Consider the following 20,492-nt stretch of genomic DNA (forward strand, 5'->3'; position numbering starts at 1 on the left):
TAACAATACTTACTGCCGATGTGTTTTAATTTTTTCAGGAGTCACATCCGCAGGCTGTCCTCCCCATTCAACACGTAAGAAATTAACTAACTCTGCAATTTGTTTATCATCAAGTTTTCCTGCAAAGCCCGGCATGCTTTGCATACTTTCATTATTAGGGAATTGCTGTTCAGGTAAACCATCTAAAATAACATTGATCAGGTTAGTACTGTCAGTATCTCGTAACGTTGAATTTCCTTTCATTGCGACAGCCACATGCGGCTTACCACTGCCATCATATGCGTGGCAACCGGAACAGGATTCAAGGTAAACTTGGCGACCTTGTTCACTGCCAGACCCTAATTTAGCAGGTAGTGTTGCAGGTGGCGTATCACCCATCAAATAAGTGGCGATGGCTTTATTGTCATCACTGGTTAAATGTTGCGAACTGAGATAAATCACAGGGTGCATATCGCTATAGGCAGAGCCTTGAGCCGTGATACCCGTCATGAAGAACTGATGTAAATCGTCGGTTGTCCATCCTCTTGCAGCAAGAGCTTCTGGTGTAATATCAGGCGCAGTAAAACGGCCTAATGAGCCACCTTTCATGAACTTATCTAGCTCCATTTCCCCCATGATGCCACGAGGTGTATGGCATTCAGCACAATGCTCTAAGACATTGACTAAATATTTCCCTCTAATCCACTCAGCTGAGCTACCCTGAGAACTATCAGGTAGCGGCTTATCACTGAAAAACAGTAAGTTCCAACCAATCATTGCCATTCGTTGATTAAACGGGAAAGGTAGTGAGTTTTCAGGAGGCGCAACATCAATCGCTTTTCGGCTCATCAGATAGCTATACATGGCATCTGAATCTTCACGCGTGACGCCTTTATAAGAGGTATAAGGCATTGCAGGGTATAAGTGACGACTTGGTGGCGAAATACCTTCCGTTAAAGCACGATGGAAATCTTCTTTTGTCCAACGACCAATACCAAAGTCAGCGGATGGGGTAATATTGCTACTGTAGATTACACCAAATGGCGTATCGACGGGATAGCCTCCAGCCATTGGCGCCCCATTGGCAGCGGTATGACAGGCTGCGCAGTCTCCTGCTAATGTTAAGTAGCGACCACGTTCGATTTCCTGGGCGGAGGCGGTGACTTTTTGCACAGGGCCATCGGGAGTGCGACTTTCAAACCAATAGAGCACCGCCCAAACCACAATAGCTATCGCGATTAGCCATAATAAAATACGTTTGATCATTTTATGGCCTCCTTAATCAAACCCGGCATACTAAGAACAACATCACGAACGGCCTCATAATAGCGGACGTAGCCCGTACAGCGGCAAATGTGGTTGTTCAGCGCTTTTTTAATGGCATCTTCCAGATCTTCTTGAGCAATAGGATTACGTTGTAATTCCTCAACAAATACGGTGGCGGCGTTCACAAAACCGGGGGTGCAATAGCCACATTGAAAACTAAAATGTTCGATAAACGCTTGCTGAACAGGGGATAACTTAACTTCCCCATCCTTTTCTTTGGTTGCAGCACCTTCGATGGTACGAATTTTTTTATTGTTAAAGAAATGTGCGCCTGTGATACAGGTGCGGATCTCTTCACTAGTACCTGATGGGTTATCTAAGATAACGACACAAGCGTGGCAAATACCTTGCCCACAGCCCAATCGTGAACCCGTTAAGTCGACATACTCATGTAAAAAGTCGATCATCATCAAGCCTTCAGGAACATCCATTGGCCCATATTGTTGACCGTTAATATTTAAAGTGAGTGGTAGAAAATTTAAGCTCATTGGATTACCTCTAAGATGTCTTCAGGACGCACGGGTAGGTGCAAGAAATGATGTCCAGTTGCGTCAGCAATGGCATTTACGATAGATGAAACCACGGGGATCATCACAACTTCCGCAACGCCTTTTGGCGGGTCGGTTTCGGATAAGCCGGGTAACACTTCGCTGGTCTGTTTCCAAACCGCCACATCACTGGCTAATGGCAGATGGTAACGGTTAAAGTTCCATGTTCCATTGCCGGGGCCATCTTCATAGAGAGGTAAATATTCATGGAGTGCATGGCCAATTCCCATTGCTAGTCCTCCTTGAATTTGTCCTGAAACGAGTTGAGGTACAATTAAGTTGCCGCATTCGACGACACTATGGTGGTCGATGAGCTCAACTTTTCCTGTTGCAGTATCGATAGCTAATTCTGATACGGTTGCCACCGCACTGTAGTAAGTCACCCCTGCATTATTGCGTTGGGTGTCGGGGTAATAGGCTTTCTCTCGCTTCCAGACTTGATATTCTTTGCCTGCAAAACGTAATGAGAGACCATCAATAGGTAAACGGCGTAGCTCATCGTTAATTTGATAATCAGACTCCGCCCATTGCCAGCGGTTAAATACGTGACAAACTGCGCCGGTTAATCCACCCATTTGAAAGGTGCGCTCAATGAGGCGAGAAAGTGGGAGAACTTCAAGTCCATCAGCTGTCAATCCGTTATCGACCCAGCGAGCATCTTCACGACGAACAACTAACGGTGCTGCTTGTCCTCCACCAATACCTTCTTGCCAAATCGACATAGCCGCAGGCCATAGGCCATACTCAAAGACTAAACGTGCCGCTTCTTCTGTACTTTGAGTGAAATAATAAGCGGAGTTACTGGCACTTGCCGGAGAACAATAATTTGGTGTCCAAAGTGGATCTTGCGCTAAACGGTCTTGTTCGTCTTGGGACATGGCAAACGGGTTACCGCTAGAAACCATAGGTAAAACTGACCAGTCAACCACGGAAAAATGCGCTTCTTCTGCTGGTTTTCCTAGCCATTTAGCACATACAACCGACTGAGATGTTGACATCCCAGTGCCGATTTCTGCACCACTATGATAAATGGCAATTTTACCTTCTGGCGTTAATTCTACACGAGCAAATGAAGATTCCGCACCTGTACCAAAATCTTTTTGAACACAGGAAATGCCTGTGCCAAATAGTTTACCCGGGTGTTTCGCTTCATAGTCTGATTTTCGTGTGGTTTTATCTTTCCATATTGGATGATCTGCGCAGCGAATGAGTACCTCATCAGCACGAATTGCACCGCCAGGGATAGCCCCTTGCGTATTTTTCATCCCTGACTTGATAATGTTTTTTAGGCGAAATTCAATCGGATCGGCTTTAAGGAGTTTAGCCGCTTCTTCCATCAACATATCCGTGGCAGCCATGGCTTGTAATGTGCCATAACCACGAGCAGATCCTGCATCAACGGCTCTGGAAGCAATACCGACCGCAGATAAGTCACTTCTCGGAATGTAATAAATGGCTTGTGCGCCCGTTGCGCCCACCATGACAACCGAGGGGGTAAAGTTACAGCGCCCGCCGCCATCTCCAACAAATGAGGCGCAAAGAGCTTCAATTTTATGGGTTTTCTTATTGACTGCGAGGGTGTAGTCCATATCAAACGCATGACGTTTGATGGTGGACTGAAATTGTTCATAGCGGTCGTTAGCCAATCGGATAGGGACGCCATCACCATATAGGGTCGCCATAGCGCCATAGTAAGGAAATGGCGTATGGTCTTTTGAGCCATAACCGACAGTAAAGCAAGGGTGTAAAAAAATGCGTTTAATTGGAAAATGCGATTTTGCTAACATTTCAGGTAAAGACGCTGAAATTTCTTGTGGTGATTGAGTGGGGACAACAAGATGGAATGATTGAGTTTGTGCATCATACCAGCCATTTGCATTGTCGGGCTCAAGCGCTGCTGTATCAATAGATTGTGAGAAGTAATTACGTTTTATGATCAACCAATCTTCAGGCGGGTTTTCAAGCTGTTTAGCGAGTTGATCTGCATGATACATGCCTTCTTCATCGAGTTTTCCTCCTTCTCGACCTTCAGGCCATACGGGTAGATGCTTTTTCATACCAATGGGGGAAATTGGCATATCTTTTAGGCTGGAATATATATCAGGTGAATATGGGTCTTCATCTCCAATACGTACACCGCGATAGCTTCCCCATGGGTCGCGCTGTAATGGGCCAGTTTGTGCTCCATATTGAATGACATCATCACGAAATTTAAGTGTTTCTTTAGCGAAACGAAATTTAGCAAAATCATGATAAATAAGTAATGCTACCGCTTGACCAAGGTAAGCGGGTGTTTTTCCCGCAGGAAGCAGTAAATCATCACCATAAAATTCAGGGAAGGCGACACCGTCTTTTTCGAGGTCTGTGGCTGTGACTACTCTGTCAGGCATCAAACCATCATTTAGTAAACTGAGATCAAAACCAGTATAAATTTTGTCGGCTTGGGTTACGCGAAGTAAGAATGCATGGCCTTGTTGTTTTGGCCAGTGTGGAATATCGCGAGCTCGAATATCGCGTGCAAATACTTTTTCGCCTTGGACTTTGGCATAACCGTCGATACGAAATTTGATGCGTTTATCGACAGGGTCCCAGTCTGGGGATTGAAGAATTTTCTCTTCAAATAACACATCAAAAGCACGGCTATACAAAGGGGCTAAATAAACAGAGATCCCCGCAATAACAGCACACTTAAGAAAATGCCTGCGAGTAAATTCGACATTGCTTTTGCTCATAATATACCCTTACACTTATTTTATTATTTTTAATTTATTACCAACCTAACGAGTATCGATTTAAATAATTTAACGTAGCAGAAAAAATAATGTCTAAATACGAATCATTCGAATGGGTTAACAATAAATAAAAACTATTATAATATTTAATATATACTCAAAAAAATCGAGGTGCATGTAGATGACTAATGATGATAGTCGGGGGCATAGATAAACTATGTGACTCGGCTAGGTGAGTGCAGTCAACAACCATGCAGCTTAAATAATGATGAGTATGCACCCTTATAATATAAACAAAATATCTATTAATGCATAATAGTAAACTATGATAATTGGAATATTAATTACTGCAGCAGGAAAAAGTCAGCGTTTTCAAAATGCTGGCGGTCATGGAAATAAATTGAATAGCTTTTTGGGAGAGCGTACTGTGTTTGAACAAACACTGGTAAATTCAATCGAGAGCGGATTGCCTGTACATGTAATAACCAGACCAGATAATCTGGAAGTTATAAACAATTGCTTGCAATTTAATGTGCCATATTCATTATTAAATAGTGACGGGCTAGGCGATTCAATTGCGCTAGGCGTCAAAAAGACTCAAGATTGGGATGGATGGCTAATTCATTTAGCAGACATGCCTTACATTAGTTGTGATTTATTTGTTCAAGTCGCTCAAGAATTAAAAACATGGTCACTAGTGAGGCCTATATACCAAGGTTTACCGGGACACCCTGTGGGAATATCTGCAATATATAGGCAAGAATTAATTAAATTATCAGGAGATGAGGGGGCAAAATCAATATTACAACATCATTATACCCATCAATTAAATATAAATGATAAAAGTGTCGTCAAAGATATTGATTATCCTCTGCTTGATAATAAATAAGGTTTAAATATGTTACGTGAAGATGTCTCTGTGATAGCGCAAGCCATTACATGGGTTAAAGAACAACCCGTTTGGCTATGTACCGTGTTAAGCACTTATGGTTCATCACCGAGAAGTCCGGGTTCTCTTCTTGTCGCAAAAGGTGACGGCCTGTATTCGGGATCGCTTTCTGGGGGATGTATTGAAGAGGATTTCATTCAACGAATACAAACAGGTGAATACCTCAAAGAAAGCCAAGTGGTTCGCTACGGCCAAGGAGGAGTAGACGCTAAAGTGAATTTACCTTGTGATGGTAGTTTAGATGTTTTGATTGAATACCTGCCAAATAATGCAGTTTCTCTCAATTATCTTCTTGAGTTACAAAAAGCACTTGAGGGCTATACGGCGATTATTAAAAAAATTACCTTGCCGCGGTGTGGGGAAATAAGTCAAGTGATTGATGCTCAACATCCCACAAAAATTGAGCGACAAAATGACTCAATTCAACTTTATATTGCAGCTCCTCCTCGACTTATCATTGCGGGTATCTCTAATGTTGGCTTGTACTGTGCTGATTTCGCACTGACACTGGGATTTGAGGTGATTATTTGTGAGCACCGAAACGATGAGCTTTCTCGTTTTGCAGGGCAAATTTCCCCTTTGGTTGAAATGAGTTCACTATTTCCTGCACGTTTCTTAGAAGAAAATAGCTGTTCAGTGAATACCGCCATTGTGTCATTAACCCATGATCCACGTATCGATGATCTGACATTAATGGAAGCGGTGAATACCCCAGCATTTTATATCGGTGCGATGGGGTCACAGCGTACTAGTGATCGCCGTCGTGAACGACTAATAGCGGTTGGTGGAATGTCGATAAGTGAACTTGACCGGATACATGCGCCTATTGGCATTCCAATAGGTAGTAAAACACCATCTGAAATTGCGCTGGCTATTATGGCGGATATTGTTGCTTGCAAAAATGGCATTAAATTTGCAGAACGATTATCGAAAATAACAAAATAATCAATAAATTAAAAAAGAGCATTGGGTTGATGCTATGCTCTTTTATTAACGCTGGGATGAATACAAATAAGTACTAAATTCACGAATTCTGTCCATTAACTTTGCCGAATCGTATTTATCGGTAATCATCTCAATATAAGCCGCGGTATCAAGGGTGTTTATTATGTTGAGTACTTTATTTGTAATTCAATTTTATAAACCAAATGTTAATTAGGGGAAATTGAAGTTAATGTGATATAAAAAATGTAATTCTTTGTACTGAAAGTGTTTTTAGGTTTATTACGAGTGGTTTGGTAGTTTTAATATTTGCAAGAATTTATCGATAATTTTCACATATTAATCGTTTTTTGATAGTGGCTAGTTTATTTGATGATTTAATATTCATACAGGCTATGAATTATCAAGATGAAGCATAATGAGTATATTTAATAAGATTGGTTTGTATAACATTAAGAGCACTAATGTTAATTTGGTTACGTATAAGAAAAATGGTAATTCGTTGTTTTTAAAAAACATAAATGAGATAAAAAACAATTCGTTATCAACTAAAAATAATACTAATTATTGTGTTCGAAAAAAAAATAGCAGTAATCAAAGTAATTTTAGTCTTGGAATTAGTAAATTGAGTCGTTCAACTTCAGGCATAAGTAAAAAAAATTATCGGAGCTCTGTTAATGCTAACCTTAATAAGGTGGCTCGTAGTAACCTAAGAGAGCTTGTTAATAAATCTGTTGTGATATCGGATTCAGGAGCGAATGCTAGAATTAACTTCGCTAATACAACAAGATTTAATGGTGTTGAAACCGAGACTACTCTCAGTGAAAAGAGTGAATTGTTAAAAGATAAAGCTCAAGTAATGAAAGGCGATGTTAGCCCATTGATTGGAAAAGGTATTATATCGACTAAGGTGGTGGATAGTAAATTACCAATTGAATGCGATTATGTTAGGTTTGATAAAGAAAGTGAACAGCTTACTAACAATATCTTAGATATTGCTTATGGACTTGAAGTCTATAGTGGGAAAAATATTCAATCGGCCGAGATTATATTAGGGACTCCAATAGGTAATTATTATAATAAACAAGAATTTAGTGATAATCTTAAGTGCATACAATTGGATAATGGTAACTGTGGAACCGTAGGTTTCAGATTTAATTTATCACAACTTAAACCAGAACAGCCTCTACTCATTCATAGCGGAGAGCTTTCAGGTTGTACTATGGTATTTGGTATAAAAGATGAACATTTTTATGCACTACATAGCGGGCAACCAGGAAATAATAAATCAGAATGGGAAACTGAAATAGATGGTTCAAAGTCGATAATTGATAGTCATAAAAAAATGACAGGATCATCGACTAAAACTGATGGTCAAATTAATAATCAAGTTCTTACTGATTATCTTCATGAAAACTTTGAGTATTCAATAATGACCTTTTGTGGGCATGGTGAAAATGTTAATAGTCAAAAAAATGTCATTTCTTTTGACTATAATAAATCATCAACACTGATTAGTAAAAATGAGGTTAGAGTCGCGAATGCGATTGTGGTATTAACTAATGACAATGGCGTAATTAAAATGAGCTCTCTTAGTGATGATATAGCGATTGATAAAAATTCGTTAAAAACCAAATCATTATCACATGCTATGTCTGGTTCTAAAGAAATATTGGTATTGAAAAGTAATACCAAATTATAGAGAGTGCTTGTAGATGGAATTCAGAAAATTTTTTATGATTAAATATATAAAATAAAAGTAGTGTTAAATGTGAATGAGCACTGAATTATATTGAAAATATAGCACTATCGTTTCATCTAGCTAGCGATATCACTTATTTTTATATAGAGCTCTTTTCAATGAATAGGTATACTAGTTCAGTTGATTTTAAAAGTAAGTTATTACATTTTTTGATGTAATATAAAATTAAAAACAAATATATTCTAATATTGATTGTTTTATTTGAGTGATATTTATTTTTAAGTCTAATATAGACAATCATTATTGGTCATTTCGTTATTCTTTTATGGAATGTTTTAAATGAAAAAAACAATTCGCCAAGTGACTTTTGATTTATTACGTAAACTCGATATTACAACTGTTTTTGGTAACCCTGGTTCAACAGAAGAAACATTTTTAAAAGATTTTCCGAGTGATTTCCAATATATACAAACGCTACACGAGTCTTCGGCGGTTGCGGCGGCAGATGGTTATGCTCAAGGTATGCGTAAAGTGGCGATGGTCAACGTTCACACCTCTGCTGGTTTAAGTAATGCAATGAGTAATATTTTAACCGCATACATGAATCGTACTCCATTAATTATTACTGCCGGTAATCAAACTCGTGAAATGCTACTTATGGAACCTTGGCTAACGAATATTGAGCCAGAAGTGCTACCAAAGCCTTGGGTTAAATGGAGTTATCAACCCGTTCGTGCGGAAGATGTTCCCGCTGCTTTTATGCGTGCTTATGCTATGGCATTACAGCCGCCGGCCGGGCCAGTATTTTTATCCATTCCACTTGATGATTGGGACAAACCTGCTGTAGACAATAATGCCGTTGTGCGTTCAGTTTCTGAACGCATTGGTTACGATCCTCTGCGATTGCATGAATTTGCTGACGCGCTCTCGGCTGCAAAAAATCCGGTACTGATTTATGGTTCGGCAATTGCGAGAGGGCAAGGCTGGGATGCAGGAATTAAACTGGCTGAAAAATTAAATATTCCAGTTTGGTCAGCCCCTGCGTCAGAGCGTCCACCTTTTCCGGAAACTCATCCTCTTTATGCAGGCGGTCTTCCATTTGCGATTGCACCTTTATCTGAAAAATTACAAGGGCATGATTTAGCAATAATTATTGGTGCACCTGTTTTTAGGTATTACCCTTATGTAGGGGGGGAATATATTCCTGATGGCCTGCGTTTATTACATATTACTGACGACCCGATTGAAGCAGGGCGATCGCCTGTTGGTGATAGTTTATTAAGTGATGCAGTTCTCGCAATCGAAGGATTAACTCATCTCGTGACAGCAAGAGCTACAGCAGCGAAAGCAGTTGTTAAACAATCACATGGGATGGCGCCTCATCCGGCAGCTCCAGAGACGCTGGCAAATGATACTCCACTGAGCGCCTCACAATTATTTCGTGCACTTAGAGCTGTTTCACCGAAAGAAACCATCTTGGTTGAAGAGTCACCTTCTAATCTTGGTGAATTACATCGCGAATGGCCCATTGAATCACCGGATTCATTTTATACTTTTGCAAGTGGTTCATTAGGTTGGAACTTACCCGCGAGTGTTGGGCTTGCATTAGCAGAAAGAGATAGCGGTCGCAATCGTCCTGTGATGGCAATTATTGGTGATGGCTCGATGCAATATTCAATTCAAGGTTTATGGAGTGCCGCTCAACATAATTTGCCGATTGTGTTTGTGATACCGCGAAATAGTGAATATGCGATTTTAAAATCATTTGCGGTATTAGAAGAAACACCGGGAGTGCCGGGGTTAGATATCCCAAACTTAGATATTGTGGCATTAGGCAAGGGTTATGGTTGTGCTGCGATAAAAGCAGAAACGATTGAACAGGTAAAACAAGCTTGTAAAGATGCTTTTAGTCGTAAAGGACCAACTGTTATTGAAGTCCCGATTTTACCAGCAATTCCGCCACTTATTTAATTACAATACAGAATTAATGGTTTAAATAGCCTCACATCAGTCAATGTGGAGGCTATTTTTTTAGCCTCTTTTCGCAAAATGTGTAAGTTTTTTGTAATCAATCTATTTTAGATGATTTACTGTATCGTTTCGGCTTTATATAGTTCTTTAATCTATAATAGAAAGTCGTTCACAGCTTTTGGTAGATGAGAGAAAATGCATAAAAAATCAATTAATCCTTCTTCTGTTTTTGATTCTTTACAATATGGTTTTAGTCAGGCAATTGAGACAACAGGTACTCGCCAGTTATTTCTTTCGGGGCAGGTGGGCGTTAATGCAAATCAAGAAACTGTGGCTGGTGGTATGTATGAGCAAACAGTACAATCGTTAGTCAATATTGAACATGTTATCAAAGAAGCCGGCGGTGATTTATCTCATGTCTCGATGCTGAGGATCTATATTAAACAAGGGTTTGATACTCATGATGAACAGCTCGATATTGCGAAAGCCTTAAAAGAAAAATTTAATGCAACGCCACCTGCGTCATCATGGATTATTGTTACGGGGCTATCTTTACCTGAGTGGTTAATTGAAATCGAAGCTCACGCAGTGTTAAGCTAAGCGATTAAATAACTAAACAGATCAATAGCGCTATTTGGCGCTATTTTTGATTTTTTCATTAAAAAGAGGTTGTTATGTCAGGTGCTAAACTCGGTGGTGAAAGAGTTCGCAGTGAAACAGGTAAGAATAAACGATTATCACGACTTGAAATTAATGAAATAAAACGTGCTGTTGAAATTGAAAACTCGATTTGTAAAAGGCGCGGAAAAAAAGCTAAGCTTCCTATAGTTGTTCGTTTTCATTGTGGCTGTAATTGTTTTTCAGTTAATGTTAAATAAAGTTAAATTTTTATGATATTCAACCAAAACTTAAATTAAATTTTATTTGCTATCGTGCGTAATGTCCATTCTTCAGTTAGTGAAGTTAATAATTTTTTGATTACATTAGTTTGTATGATATCTATTTTTATACTTATTTTTCAAAAGATTATAATATTAGGATATCTAACTAAAAAAACTAAAGCACATATAGTAAAGTTTTTTCTATCAATATAGATTAAAAATAGCGTGGCTATAGTTATTAGTGTTCGGTTCTTATTTTTAGAATTAAGCCCTAATATTTAAATTATATTGGAAAAATACAATGAAAGCTATATTGAATTTTTTATTGTTGGTGATGAGTATATTTTTTATTTCTGCATGTGATAATTTTGATCTCATGGAAAGCAAGGGAAAGTTTTATTATAGTAATCCAACGAAAAATAATATTATATTTAAAATAGATGGGAAAAAATATGATGTATTACCCAACCATCATGGGGTGATTCAGCTTTCTTCTGGTTTACATACTATGGCGGACAATAAAAACAATATAACGACATTTATGGTATTCGAACATAATTCTGGTGGGATTATTAATCCGTATCATTTTGTATATTATACATTATCAGAGGTTTATAGCGTAGAAGGAAATAGTGATATATTCAAGCCCTCCATTCAGCCGGTTATTTTTCATGGTCATGAGCTAGCGATGCCGATTAGAAGTACCAGCGCTCAGATTATCGATGCAAATTTATTTAGATGTCACTCTCCTATCGGAGAGAAGTTGCCTACGTTGATAGCTTCGAAAAATAATAATTTTGAAGGTAATATTCAATCTAAGTGTTTTGATGAAAGTGAAATAACTGAATATATCGATCTCAAAGAGAATTCAAGTTTAATTTCTGAAATAGAAAAAGATAACGCAATGAATTCAGTGAATATGAAATTCAATTATGAAATACCTAGTGTTGATTTTTCAGATCCTCAAGTGCAGTCAACAGCTCAACAGCTAATTAAATTAGTTATGCAATTACAAGAATCAAATAACACTGATATTCATGATAGATTAAATACACAGTTTCATCAGTTAAGCATTGATTTTGTTAATGCGTATACGGCATCCTCTATAAATTATAGCTCTGAAGAAAATGAGCGGTATAATGCGTTTTTTAAGCAAATTAATCAGCTTAGAAATGGTGGTATTTGGATTCGATAACGCTTTGTATTTTTGGTATTATCAGTAATGATTAAATAATTTAAGGCGAATTGGTATAGCCTATTCTCCGGTAATAATTACCGGTAACAATAAGTGTGAAACATGAATTAAGAATATGCTTATCAATTAAGCAGAGTAATCTTATTTGAAATAATTATTAAAATTGGATGATAGCTATAGGCCATATTAACTGTAACTTCATCAAGGAATTCGGCGATGACTAAATTAAAAAAGTCGTTTTTAACCATGATATCAACCGCTTTAATATTATTGTTTTCGAGTGTTTCACTGGGTAAAAGTGTTATTGAAACAACCAAAGATACGGAAGTCTTAGACTTAGTCTTTATCTTAGATAAAAGTGGCTCTATGTCTGGTTTCGAATCAGATACTGTTGGTGGATATAATAGTGTTCTAGCTGAAAATAGAGATAAAAAAGGCCAAACATTTATTACAACTGTTTTGTTTAATGACAAAACAAAAATGTTACATAATAGAGAGCCTATTAGTAAAGTTTCTAATTTAACTTTGGATGATTATTCTGTTAATGGAAATACAGCATTGTTAGATGCGATTGGTGAAAGCATTGAAAAGATGCGTGAAAACAGAAAAGTCACTAAAAATAATAACGTTTTATTTGTCATCATTACTGATGGTGAAGAAAATAGTAGTGAGAAATATAATGCTGCAAAAATTAAATCAATGATTAAATCTGCGGAAACTGAAGATAAATGGGATTTTATCTTTTTAGGTGCCAATATAGATGCGGTATCAGAGGCTGAAAATATTGGTATAAAAAGCTCTAATGCGACAGGCTATGTTCAAGATGGAACTGGATATGACAAAGCTTATCGAGCTGTAAATAAAGCAGTTGAATCGAAGCAAATGGCTGCGCCAATATCAGAGGATTGGAAACAGGAAGTTGAGGCTGATGCAAAGGAACGCAAAAAATAATAAAATAAATTTTGAATTTATTGATTTAAAAATAATTTTTTAAATGATGTAAGAAGCCTCGGAAGTCTAACTAACGTTAAATGTTGGCTATCGGGGTTTTTTATTGAGCATTATTAGGAATAATTGCCAGCAAATGAAACTGTTTTGTCTATAATTGCTTTTTATTTTCATTAATAAAATCGGTCATTAATTTCATTACATCTTATAAAACTATAGTCGTGCTAGTTAAGCTATTTGGCTAAATCTCAAACTCAATTGTCAAATTTGCATAAGCCAACCTTCTTTTTCATCGATATGATAAAAAACTAAATGATTTATGAGGACACTTATGTGGAGCTTCTTCTTTGCTTATTTGGTTTTATATCAGGGATCACTACTGCATTATTTGGCTTTGGCGGTGGTTTCATCACAGTCCCCCTATTATACACATTAATTATATTAGTTTGGGGGCCTCGCAGTAACGCTGGAGAGGTTGCCATGCAAATTGCAGTGGCAACTTCAACCTGTGTGATGATTTTCTCTTCTCTACTTTCGAGTCGTGCTCATTATTTGAAAGGCAATCTCAACGGGTCAATGATACGTCCATTTATTATCCCTATTTCTTTAGGTGGAATTATGGGGGCATTTATCGCGTTATCGGTAGACAGTGAATGGATCCGTTGGATATTTATTGGCTACTTAGTTATCACAATATTTGATTGTTTTATTCGCCCCGGTTTTATGAAAATAAGTTCAAATAGTATTGGAGCGGTTAAAAAGAAATTTTATGCAGATACACCGATTGGTGTACTCATTGGCGCAGTCGCTGCATTTTTAGGTGTTGGCGGCAGTGTAATGACCGTCCCACTAATGAGACGACGTGGTGCTAGTATGATCCAAGCGGCGGCGTTCGCTAATCCGTTAACTTTACCGATGGCAATTACTGGCACATTAACCTATTTATATTTTGCGATGACAAAAAATCTTGAGTTAGGTGATGGCTTTATGGGAATGATCTATATTAAAGGTGCTTTGATTTTAATAACATCCTCATGGCTAGGCATCCGATTTGCAGCGTTATTAATGCCTTATCTGAGTGATAAACGTCATGCACAAAGTTATCCATTATTATTGTTAATTGTGTTAGTTGCTATGCTATTAACCTAATCTACCCATGGCATTTTGAGTGGTATTATATAGAGATTAAATGCAGTTTAATGTTGAGATTTTCTGCTAAATAGCCCTTTTGGTACACCTTTTGTAGGCGAACCACGATCAAACGGTTGTTTCCTGAGTGATTATGGTAGAATATGTTCGGTTACTACAGGCTTTTAGCGCGCATTTGGCATTGAGGAATGATGACAATGAATGAGGCAGAAACTCGCCCAACAAATTTTATCCGTCAGATCATAGATGAAGATCTGGCGACTGGAAAACACACTTCGGTGCACACTCGTTTTCCGCCAGAACCGAATGGCTATTTACACATTGGTCATGCGAAATCAATTTGCTTGAATTTTGGTATTGCGCAGGATTATCAGGGACAGTGTAATTTACGTTTTGATGATACCAATCCTGTAAAAGAAGATGTTGAATACGTTAACTCAATTCAAAATGATGTGCAGTGGCTTGGCTTCAAATGGAGCGGCGATGTTCGCTACTCATCAGATTATTTTGATGCATTGTATCAGTATGCGGTAGAGCTTATTAATAAAGGTCTTGCCTATGTTGATGAACTCAGTGCGGATCAAATTCGCGAATACCGTGGTACGTTAAAAGAGCCAGGTAAAAACAGCCCTTATCGTGACCGTCTTATTGCCGACAACTTAGCGTTATTTGAAAAAATGCGTGACGGTGGTTTTGAAGAAGGCAAAGCATGTTTACGTGCAAAAATCGATATGGCTTCACCATTTATGGTTATGCGTGACCCGGTTCTATATCGCATTAAATTTGCAGAACACCATCAAACCGGTAAAAAATGGTGTATCTACCCGATGTATGACTTTACGCATTGTATTTCTGATGCCCTAGAAGGGATCACGCACTCACTGTGTACATTGGAATTCCAAGATAACCGCCGTTTATACGATTGGGTTTTGGATAATATCACTATAGATTGCCACCCTCGCCAGTACGAATTTTCGCGCTTGAATCTTGAATACGCGATTATGTCTAAGCGTAAACTCAATCAATTAGTGACTGAAAAACACGTTAATGGTTGGGATGACCCTCGTATGTTGACCATTTCAGGTTTACGCCGTCGTGGTTATACAGCAGCTTCTATTCGTGAATTTTGCCTTCGCATTGGTGTCACTAAGCAAGATAATAATGTCGAAATGGCATCTCTAGAATCTTGTATTCGTGATGATTTAAATGCATCCGCACCACGAGCCATGGCAGTTATCGACCCAGTTCGTTTAGTGATTGAAAATAAAACAAATGGTGAAGAGATTTTAATTGCACCAAATCATCCAAACGACCCAGAGATGGGCACTCGTGAAGTACCATTTAGCAACGAATTATATATTGACCGTGCTGATTTTCGTGAAGAAGCTAACCGTCAATATAAACGCTTAGTTTTAGGTAAAGAAGTTCGCCTGCGTAATGCTTATATTATTAAAGCAGAACGTGTTGAAAAAGATGCAGAAGGCAATATCACTACTATTTACTGTACCTACGATGAAGATACATTAAATAAAGACCCTGCTGATGGCCGTAAAGTAAGAGGCGTAATTCACTGGGTGAGCATTCCTCATGCATTACCTGCTGAAATTCGTTTGTACGACCGTTTATTTACGGTGGCAAACCCAGCGGCAGAAGATGACTTTTTATCGACGATTAATCCAGAGTCTTTAGTTATTCGCCAAGGTTTTGTTGAACGTAGCTTACAAAATGCAGCACCTGAAAAAGCGTATCAGTTTGAACGCGAAGGTTATTTCTGTGCAGATAGTAAGTTGAGTAATGCAGAGCATCTGGTATTTAATCGGACGGTTGGGTTGCGCGATACTTGGTCTAAGGTTGAAGGGGCTTAAAATCCTCGTCATACTTCGTGTTGTAGCTGCGTTGACTTCATAAAGCTACCCGAATCACATACTAGTGTATGCTCATCGGGATAGCTTTATTTGCCGCCTTACTACAACACGAATTATTTAGAGGATTACTTTAAGCGTTAATTTTCCAGTCATACTTCGCGCTGTAGCTGCGTTGACTTCAATATTTAATGTCCCCGTCATTCTTTGCGCCACAGGGGTGTTGGCATCATTAAGCTACCCTAATCACATACTAGTGTATGCTCATCGGGATAGCTTTATTTGCCGCCTACCTGTGACACAAATTATTTAGGGGACAAATCTGAGTTAAACTTCGCTCGTTTTACTTTTTAAAAAGCCGCAATTTTCTGATAAAGATTGCGGCTTTTTTACAGATGGATAAAGCTATTATTTAGTTGTTTTATCTACATTGTTTTTCAATAAATCATGGAGATATTTATTGGCTGACATTATATTGCCTTGCCCATCTTTGACTTGATATTGTTCACCCGTAATGGATGATTTTGAGGCAACATTATCAATAAATTGCTCTGCGGTTTGTAATCTCTTATGTGTTTTACCTAGCTTTAATCTTAGGTGAGATTCAGCATCTATAGCACTATGTTCTGTGCCATTTCGAGTGAAAGTGAGATTTTGTTGCTTACCCAGTTCTGTTAATAGCGCTTCTGTACGGATCTTTTCTTCAGGGCTTAGGGCGAAAGCTTGGGTTGTGACAAAAAGGCTTAGAAACAAAATTAAAATTGATGAAAAACGACGAAATGATTGAGTTGATAACAGTTGCAAGGTATTCACTCCAATACGTTAAGATGCGGGAATTATAGAGCGTTACCGGATTTAAACTATTGGCGTTATTCTGAGAAGTTTATTTTTAAGGATTATCTCTATTTGGCCTTTTAAGGCATAAAACGATAGCCAATCCCGGTTTCGGTGAGAAGATGAATTGGCCGCGCTGGGTCATTTTCTAGCTTTTGGCGTAAATGCCCCATATAGATGCGAAGATAATGGTTATGTTCAACATAATTTGGTCCCCATACTTGTAATAGCAAATGGCGCTGAGTCAGTACTTTGCCGCTATTAGCAACCATTTCGCTGAGCAAACGAAACTCAATAGGGGTGAGATGTAACTGTTCATCTTTTTTGGTGACAACACGATTAATAAAATCGACGCTAATGTCACCGAATTGAAAAAGAGAACTTTCTTGACCTGTTTTACCAAATCGACGTAATGCGACTCGTACCCTTGCCAGCAATTCACTGATACCAAAAGGTTTTGTGAGATAATCATCAGCGCCAGCGTCAAGAGCGGCGACTTTTTGGGATTCCTCTTCACGAGCCGATAATACAATAACAGGAATACTACTCCACTTACGTAAATCACGAATTAAATCAATGCCATCGCCATCAGGTAAGCCAAGATCCAATATCAGCAAGTCAGGCTGTCTGGTGCCAGCCTCAATTAAGCCGCGATGATAGTTTTCAGCTTCAAAAACCTTCCAATTTTCACCCTCCAACGCAAGGCGAACAAAGCGGCGGATCTCTTTTTCATCTTCAATAATTAGGATTTGATGGGTGCCCACGATGGTTAGACGTCTCCTAGATTTCGGCCTCAATTTCAGGCAATTGTTTTAAAGGTAAAACAAAGTGGAAACTGGCACCACCTTTTTCATTATTTTTAGCCCAGATCTCACCACCATGTAACTGAATGATAGCACGACAAATTGCAAGACCTAAACCCACGCCAGGAATAGCGGATTCTTTTTGTGCACGCGAAAATTTATCAAAAATAGTTTGCTCTTGCCCATCAGGGATAGCATTACTGGCATCCCAAATTTCAATATGTACTTTTTGTGGCTCTGTATAGGCACGAATTCCTATCGGTGTTTCTTCATCACTATATTTGGTCGCATTTTCCAATAAATTGATGAGTACACGTTCAATCAAGTTTGCATCACAATACAGCAGTAAATCCACTGGAATATCAATATCTAGAGGATGACTATGTAAAGTATAATCTAAAGTTCTCACTGCGCTACTGGTAATTTCTTGTAGTGACTGCCATTCAAGATTTGGTTGAATACTGCCAGATTGTAAGCGTGCCATATCAAGTAAGTTATTTACCAAGCGGGAAGTACTGAGCACTTGTTGACGCATTTTATCGACTTGGCTTGTATAGGGTGAATTTTCGGCAGACAAATTGAGCATGAGAATCTCTGTTTGACCAAATAAGACAGTCAATGGAGTTTTTAAATCATGAGAAAGCGCCGCGAGAAGTGAGTTTCTCAATTGTTCTCGTTCAATATCTAATTTTGCGGCTTCCGCTTGCTTGGTCAGTTGTAAGCGCGATAGGGCACTTGCAATTAATCCGGTAAAAGTTTGTAGCATGCGTTGTTGTTCGGGAATGAGTAATTGACGTATATTTGTCGGCTCAATAGCAAGAACAGCAAGTGTTTGATCTGCGGAGGTAATGGGTTGTAATTGATAAGGTACGCTCGGCAATGTATCTGTACCTGCACCTGCGGGCTGACGTTTATCGAAGCTCCATTTAGCAATGGCTTTATCAATTTGCATTGGGCTATGCCCTTTGCATTGCAAAGGAAATAACTGGTTATTTTCATCGGGTAATAATAAGCAGGTTTTTGCTTGAAATGCATTATTGATGAAATGATAACCTGTTTCGCCAATATCTTCTGTGCTGAGTGCTTGACCCAATTCCTTAGTCATTTCATACAGATGGCGAGTTCGCTGTTCTCGATAGCGTGCAATCCGCGCTTGATACCGCATACCCGCAGTGAGATTTCCGACGACGACGCCGACAATTAGCATCACGGAGAAGGTCACTAAATATTGCATATCCATGATAGCTAATGAAAAATGTGGCTGAACAAAGAATAAATCAAAGCTTATCACATTAATTAAAGCGGCAAAAATAGAGGGGCGACGTCCATAAAATAAGGCAATTAATACTACGCCAAGTAAATAAAGAGTGACTAAATTGGCTTTATCGAGGGCAAGTAAAAATGTGCGAGAAAAGAGGGTGATAGCGGCGCACATCAGTATCGCCATTAAAAATCCATTGACGTCAGAGCGCCACTTTTCAGAAAATGGTTTTTTTTCTGGCTCTTTATCCCACTCACTTTTTTCTTCAAGTGCGACGATAACAAGGTCAAGATCGGGTCCTAATTTGCCTAAGCGATCGGCAAAACCTTCACGAAGATTGAATCTTACCCATTTGCGATGTTTGATCCGACGTCCGATTAAAATTTTGCCTAAATTATGCTCTCGCGCATAACGTAAGACTGCTTTTTCTTCTGAAGGATCAGATAACGTGGCTGTTTCGGCTCCTAAGTCCTGCGCCAAACGTAATGCTTTTAAAATAGCGCGGCGCTGATTTTCAGGAAGGCGGTACAACGTTGGCGTTTCAACATAAACCGCATGCCAAATACTGCCTAATTTTGCCGCAAGGCGTGCTGCGGCTCGCACCAATTTTTCATTGCCCATATTATGACCAATGCATAAAAGTAATCCATCACGGGTATGCCAAACGGGTGCTTGTCCTTTTCCGTCACGAAATTCACGCATTTGGTCGTCAACACGGTCAGCGGTGCGACGTAAGGCTAATTCACGTAATGCAATAAGATTACCTTTACGGAAAAAGTGCTCGATAGCGCGCTCAGCTTGTCCTGAAATGTAAACTTTGCCTTCTTTTAAACGTTGGCGTAAATCATCAGGAGGAAGATCGACTAAGACCACTTCATCGGCGGCATCAAAAATATGATCGGGGATCGTTTCTCTGACGCGAATACCTGTAATACTGCCAACAATATCATTCAAACTTTCAATGTGTTGGACATTAATCGTTGTGAGTACATCAATACCTGCATCAAGTAACTCTTCAACATCTTGCCAACGTTTTGGATGGCGACTGCCTGTCGGATTACTAAAGGCGAGTTCATCCATTAGAATGATGGCTGGATTTCTTGCAAGAGCTGCATCAATGTCAAAAGCCTGTAAACGACGTCCGCGATGATGAAGTCGGCGAGGCGACAATTGAGCAAGACCATCAAGAAGTGCCGCAGTCTCTTCCCTTTCATGGGTTTCCACTACGCCAATAAGGACATCTAAGCCTTGTGCTCTTAGACGTTGCGCTTCTTGTAACATGGCATAAGTTTTCCCGACACCTGCGCAGGCACCGAAAAATATTTTAAGTTTGCCACGTCCGTGCTCGTTTGCCTTAGCCAAAAGCTCATCTGGATTTGGGCGAACAGGCTCTTGATTATTCATATTAAC

General features: G+C 39.0%; 16 protein-coding genes. 10 read left to right on the forward strand and 6 right to left on the reverse strand.

Annotation, left to right across the window (positions count from 1 at the left end):
- Nucleotides 1-9: 9 nt before the first annotated feature.
- From DD649_RS17360 to DD649_RS17370, 3 genes are read right to left on the reverse strand one after another with little or no spacing between them, the layout of a single operon-like run.
- Nucleotides 10-1,245: a cytochrome c gene (locus tag DD649_RS17360; protein WP_294109892.1), complete on the reverse strand. Its 1,236-nt coding sequence runs from the start codon at nucleotides 1,243-1,245 to the stop codon at nucleotides 10-12.
- Nucleotides 1,242-1,793 carry a (2Fe-2S)-binding protein gene (locus DD649_RS17365; protein ID WP_336431002.1) on the reverse strand — a complete coding sequence of 184 codons (552 nt, stop codon included), beginning with the start codon at nucleotides 1,791-1,793 and terminating at the stop codon, nucleotides 1,242-1,244. Before DD649_RS17365 ends, DD649_RS17360 begins: the two co-directional genes overlap by 4 nt.
- Complete coding sequence (locus DD649_RS17370) at nucleotides 1,790-4,585, reverse strand: molybdopterin cofactor-binding domain-containing protein (RefSeq protein WP_336431003.1); 2,796 nt, start codon at nucleotides 4,583-4,585, stop codon at nucleotides 1,790-1,792. Before DD649_RS17370 ends, DD649_RS17365 begins: the two co-directional genes overlap by 4 nt.
- Before the next feature lie 325 nt (nucleotides 4,586-4,910).
- Here DD649_RS17370 and DD649_RS17375 point away from each other — a divergent pair, with 325 nt between their 5' ends.
- The 10 genes from DD649_RS17375 (at nucleotide 4,911) to glnS (ending at nucleotide 16,187) form a co-directional block, all read left to right on the forward strand.
- The gene (locus DD649_RS17375; protein ID WP_294109899.1) at nucleotides 4,911-5,474 is read left to right on the forward strand and encodes a nucleotidyltransferase family protein; all 564 of its coding nucleotides are present in this window, start codon (nucleotides 4,911-4,913) and stop codon (nucleotides 5,472-5,474) included.
- Between the two features lie 9 nt (nucleotides 5,475-5,483).
- Nucleotides 5,484-6,479 carry an XdhC family protein gene (locus DD649_RS17380; protein ID WP_294109901.1) on the forward strand — a complete coding sequence of 332 codons (996 nt, stop codon included), beginning with the start codon at nucleotides 5,484-5,486 and terminating at the stop codon, nucleotides 6,477-6,479.
- Between the two features lie 415 nt (nucleotides 6,480-6,894).
- On the forward strand, nucleotides 6,895-8,178 hold the full coding sequence (locus tag DD649_RS17385; RefSeq protein WP_294109904.1) for a cytotoxic necrotizing factor Rho-activating domain-containing protein: 1,284 nt from the start codon (nucleotides 6,895-6,897) through the stop codon (nucleotides 8,176-8,178).
- Nucleotides 8,179-8,517: 339 nt separating this feature from the next.
- Entirely contained in the window at nucleotides 8,518-10,149 is a 1,632-nt protein-coding gene (mdlC, locus tag DD649_RS17390; protein WP_294109906.1) for a benzoylformate decarboxylase, read from the forward strand.
- Between the two features lie 195 nt (nucleotides 10,150-10,344).
- The gene (locus tag DD649_RS17395; RefSeq protein WP_294109908.1) at nucleotides 10,345-10,749 is read left to right on the forward strand and encodes a RidA family protein; all 405 of its coding nucleotides are present in this window, start codon (nucleotides 10,345-10,347) and stop codon (nucleotides 10,747-10,749) included.
- A 74-nt stretch (nucleotides 10,750-10,823) separates the two neighbouring features.
- Nucleotides 10,824-11,027: a hypothetical protein gene (locus DD649_RS17400; RefSeq protein ID WP_294109910.1), complete on the forward strand. Its 204-nt coding sequence runs from the start codon at nucleotides 10,824-10,826 to the stop codon at nucleotides 11,025-11,027.
- Between the two features lie 304 nt (nucleotides 11,028-11,331).
- Nucleotides 11,332-12,225 carry a hypothetical protein gene (locus DD649_RS17405; RefSeq protein ID WP_294109912.1) on the forward strand — a complete coding sequence of 298 codons (894 nt, stop codon included), beginning with the start codon at nucleotides 11,332-11,334 and terminating at the stop codon, nucleotides 12,223-12,225.
- Nucleotides 12,226-12,441: 216 nt separating this feature from the next.
- Nucleotides 12,442-13,176 (forward strand): vWA domain-containing protein, encoded by a 735-nt coding sequence (locus tag DD649_RS17410; RefSeq protein WP_294109914.1) that lies wholly within the window; start codon nucleotides 12,442-12,444, stop codon nucleotides 13,174-13,176.
- A 330-nt stretch (nucleotides 13,177-13,506) separates the two neighbouring features.
- On the forward strand, nucleotides 13,507-14,322 hold the full coding sequence (locus DD649_RS17415) for a sulfite exporter TauE/SafE family protein (RefSeq protein ID WP_294109917.1): 816 nt from the start codon (nucleotides 13,507-13,509) through the stop codon (nucleotides 14,320-14,322).
- Between the two features lie 197 nt (nucleotides 14,323-14,519).
- The gene (glnS, locus tag DD649_RS17420) at nucleotides 14,520-16,187 is read left to right on the forward strand and encodes a glutamine--tRNA ligase (RefSeq protein WP_294109919.1); all 1,668 of its coding nucleotides are present in this window, start codon (nucleotides 14,520-14,522) and stop codon (nucleotides 16,185-16,187) included.
- A 405-nt stretch (nucleotides 16,188-16,592) separates the two neighbouring features.
- Here the strand turns inward: glnS and DD649_RS17425 are convergent, their stop codons facing one another.
- From DD649_RS17425 to kdpD, 3 genes are all read right to left on the reverse strand, one after another.
- On the reverse strand, nucleotides 16,593-16,988 hold the full coding sequence (locus DD649_RS17425) for a DUF5329 family protein (protein ID WP_294109921.1): 396 nt from the start codon (nucleotides 16,986-16,988) through the stop codon (nucleotides 16,593-16,595).
- Nucleotides 16,989-17,098: 110 nt separating this feature from the next.
- On the reverse strand, nucleotides 17,099-17,782 hold the full coding sequence (gene kdpE, locus DD649_RS17430) for a two-component system response regulator KdpE (RefSeq protein WP_294109922.1): 684 nt from the start codon (nucleotides 17,780-17,782) through the stop codon (nucleotides 17,099-17,101).
- Between the two features lie 16 nt (nucleotides 17,783-17,798).
- On the reverse strand, nucleotides 17,799-20,486 hold the full coding sequence (gene kdpD, locus DD649_RS17435) for a two-component system sensor histidine kinase KdpD (protein ID WP_294109924.1): 2,688 nt from the start codon (nucleotides 20,484-20,486) through the stop codon (nucleotides 17,799-17,801).
- Nucleotides 20,487-20,492: the final 6 nt, after the last annotated feature.

Source organism: Providencia sp. (assembly GCF_003533305.1).
In the GTDB taxonomy this organism is placed as follows: Bacteria; Pseudomonadota; Gammaproteobacteria; order Enterobacterales; family Enterobacteriaceae; genus Providencia.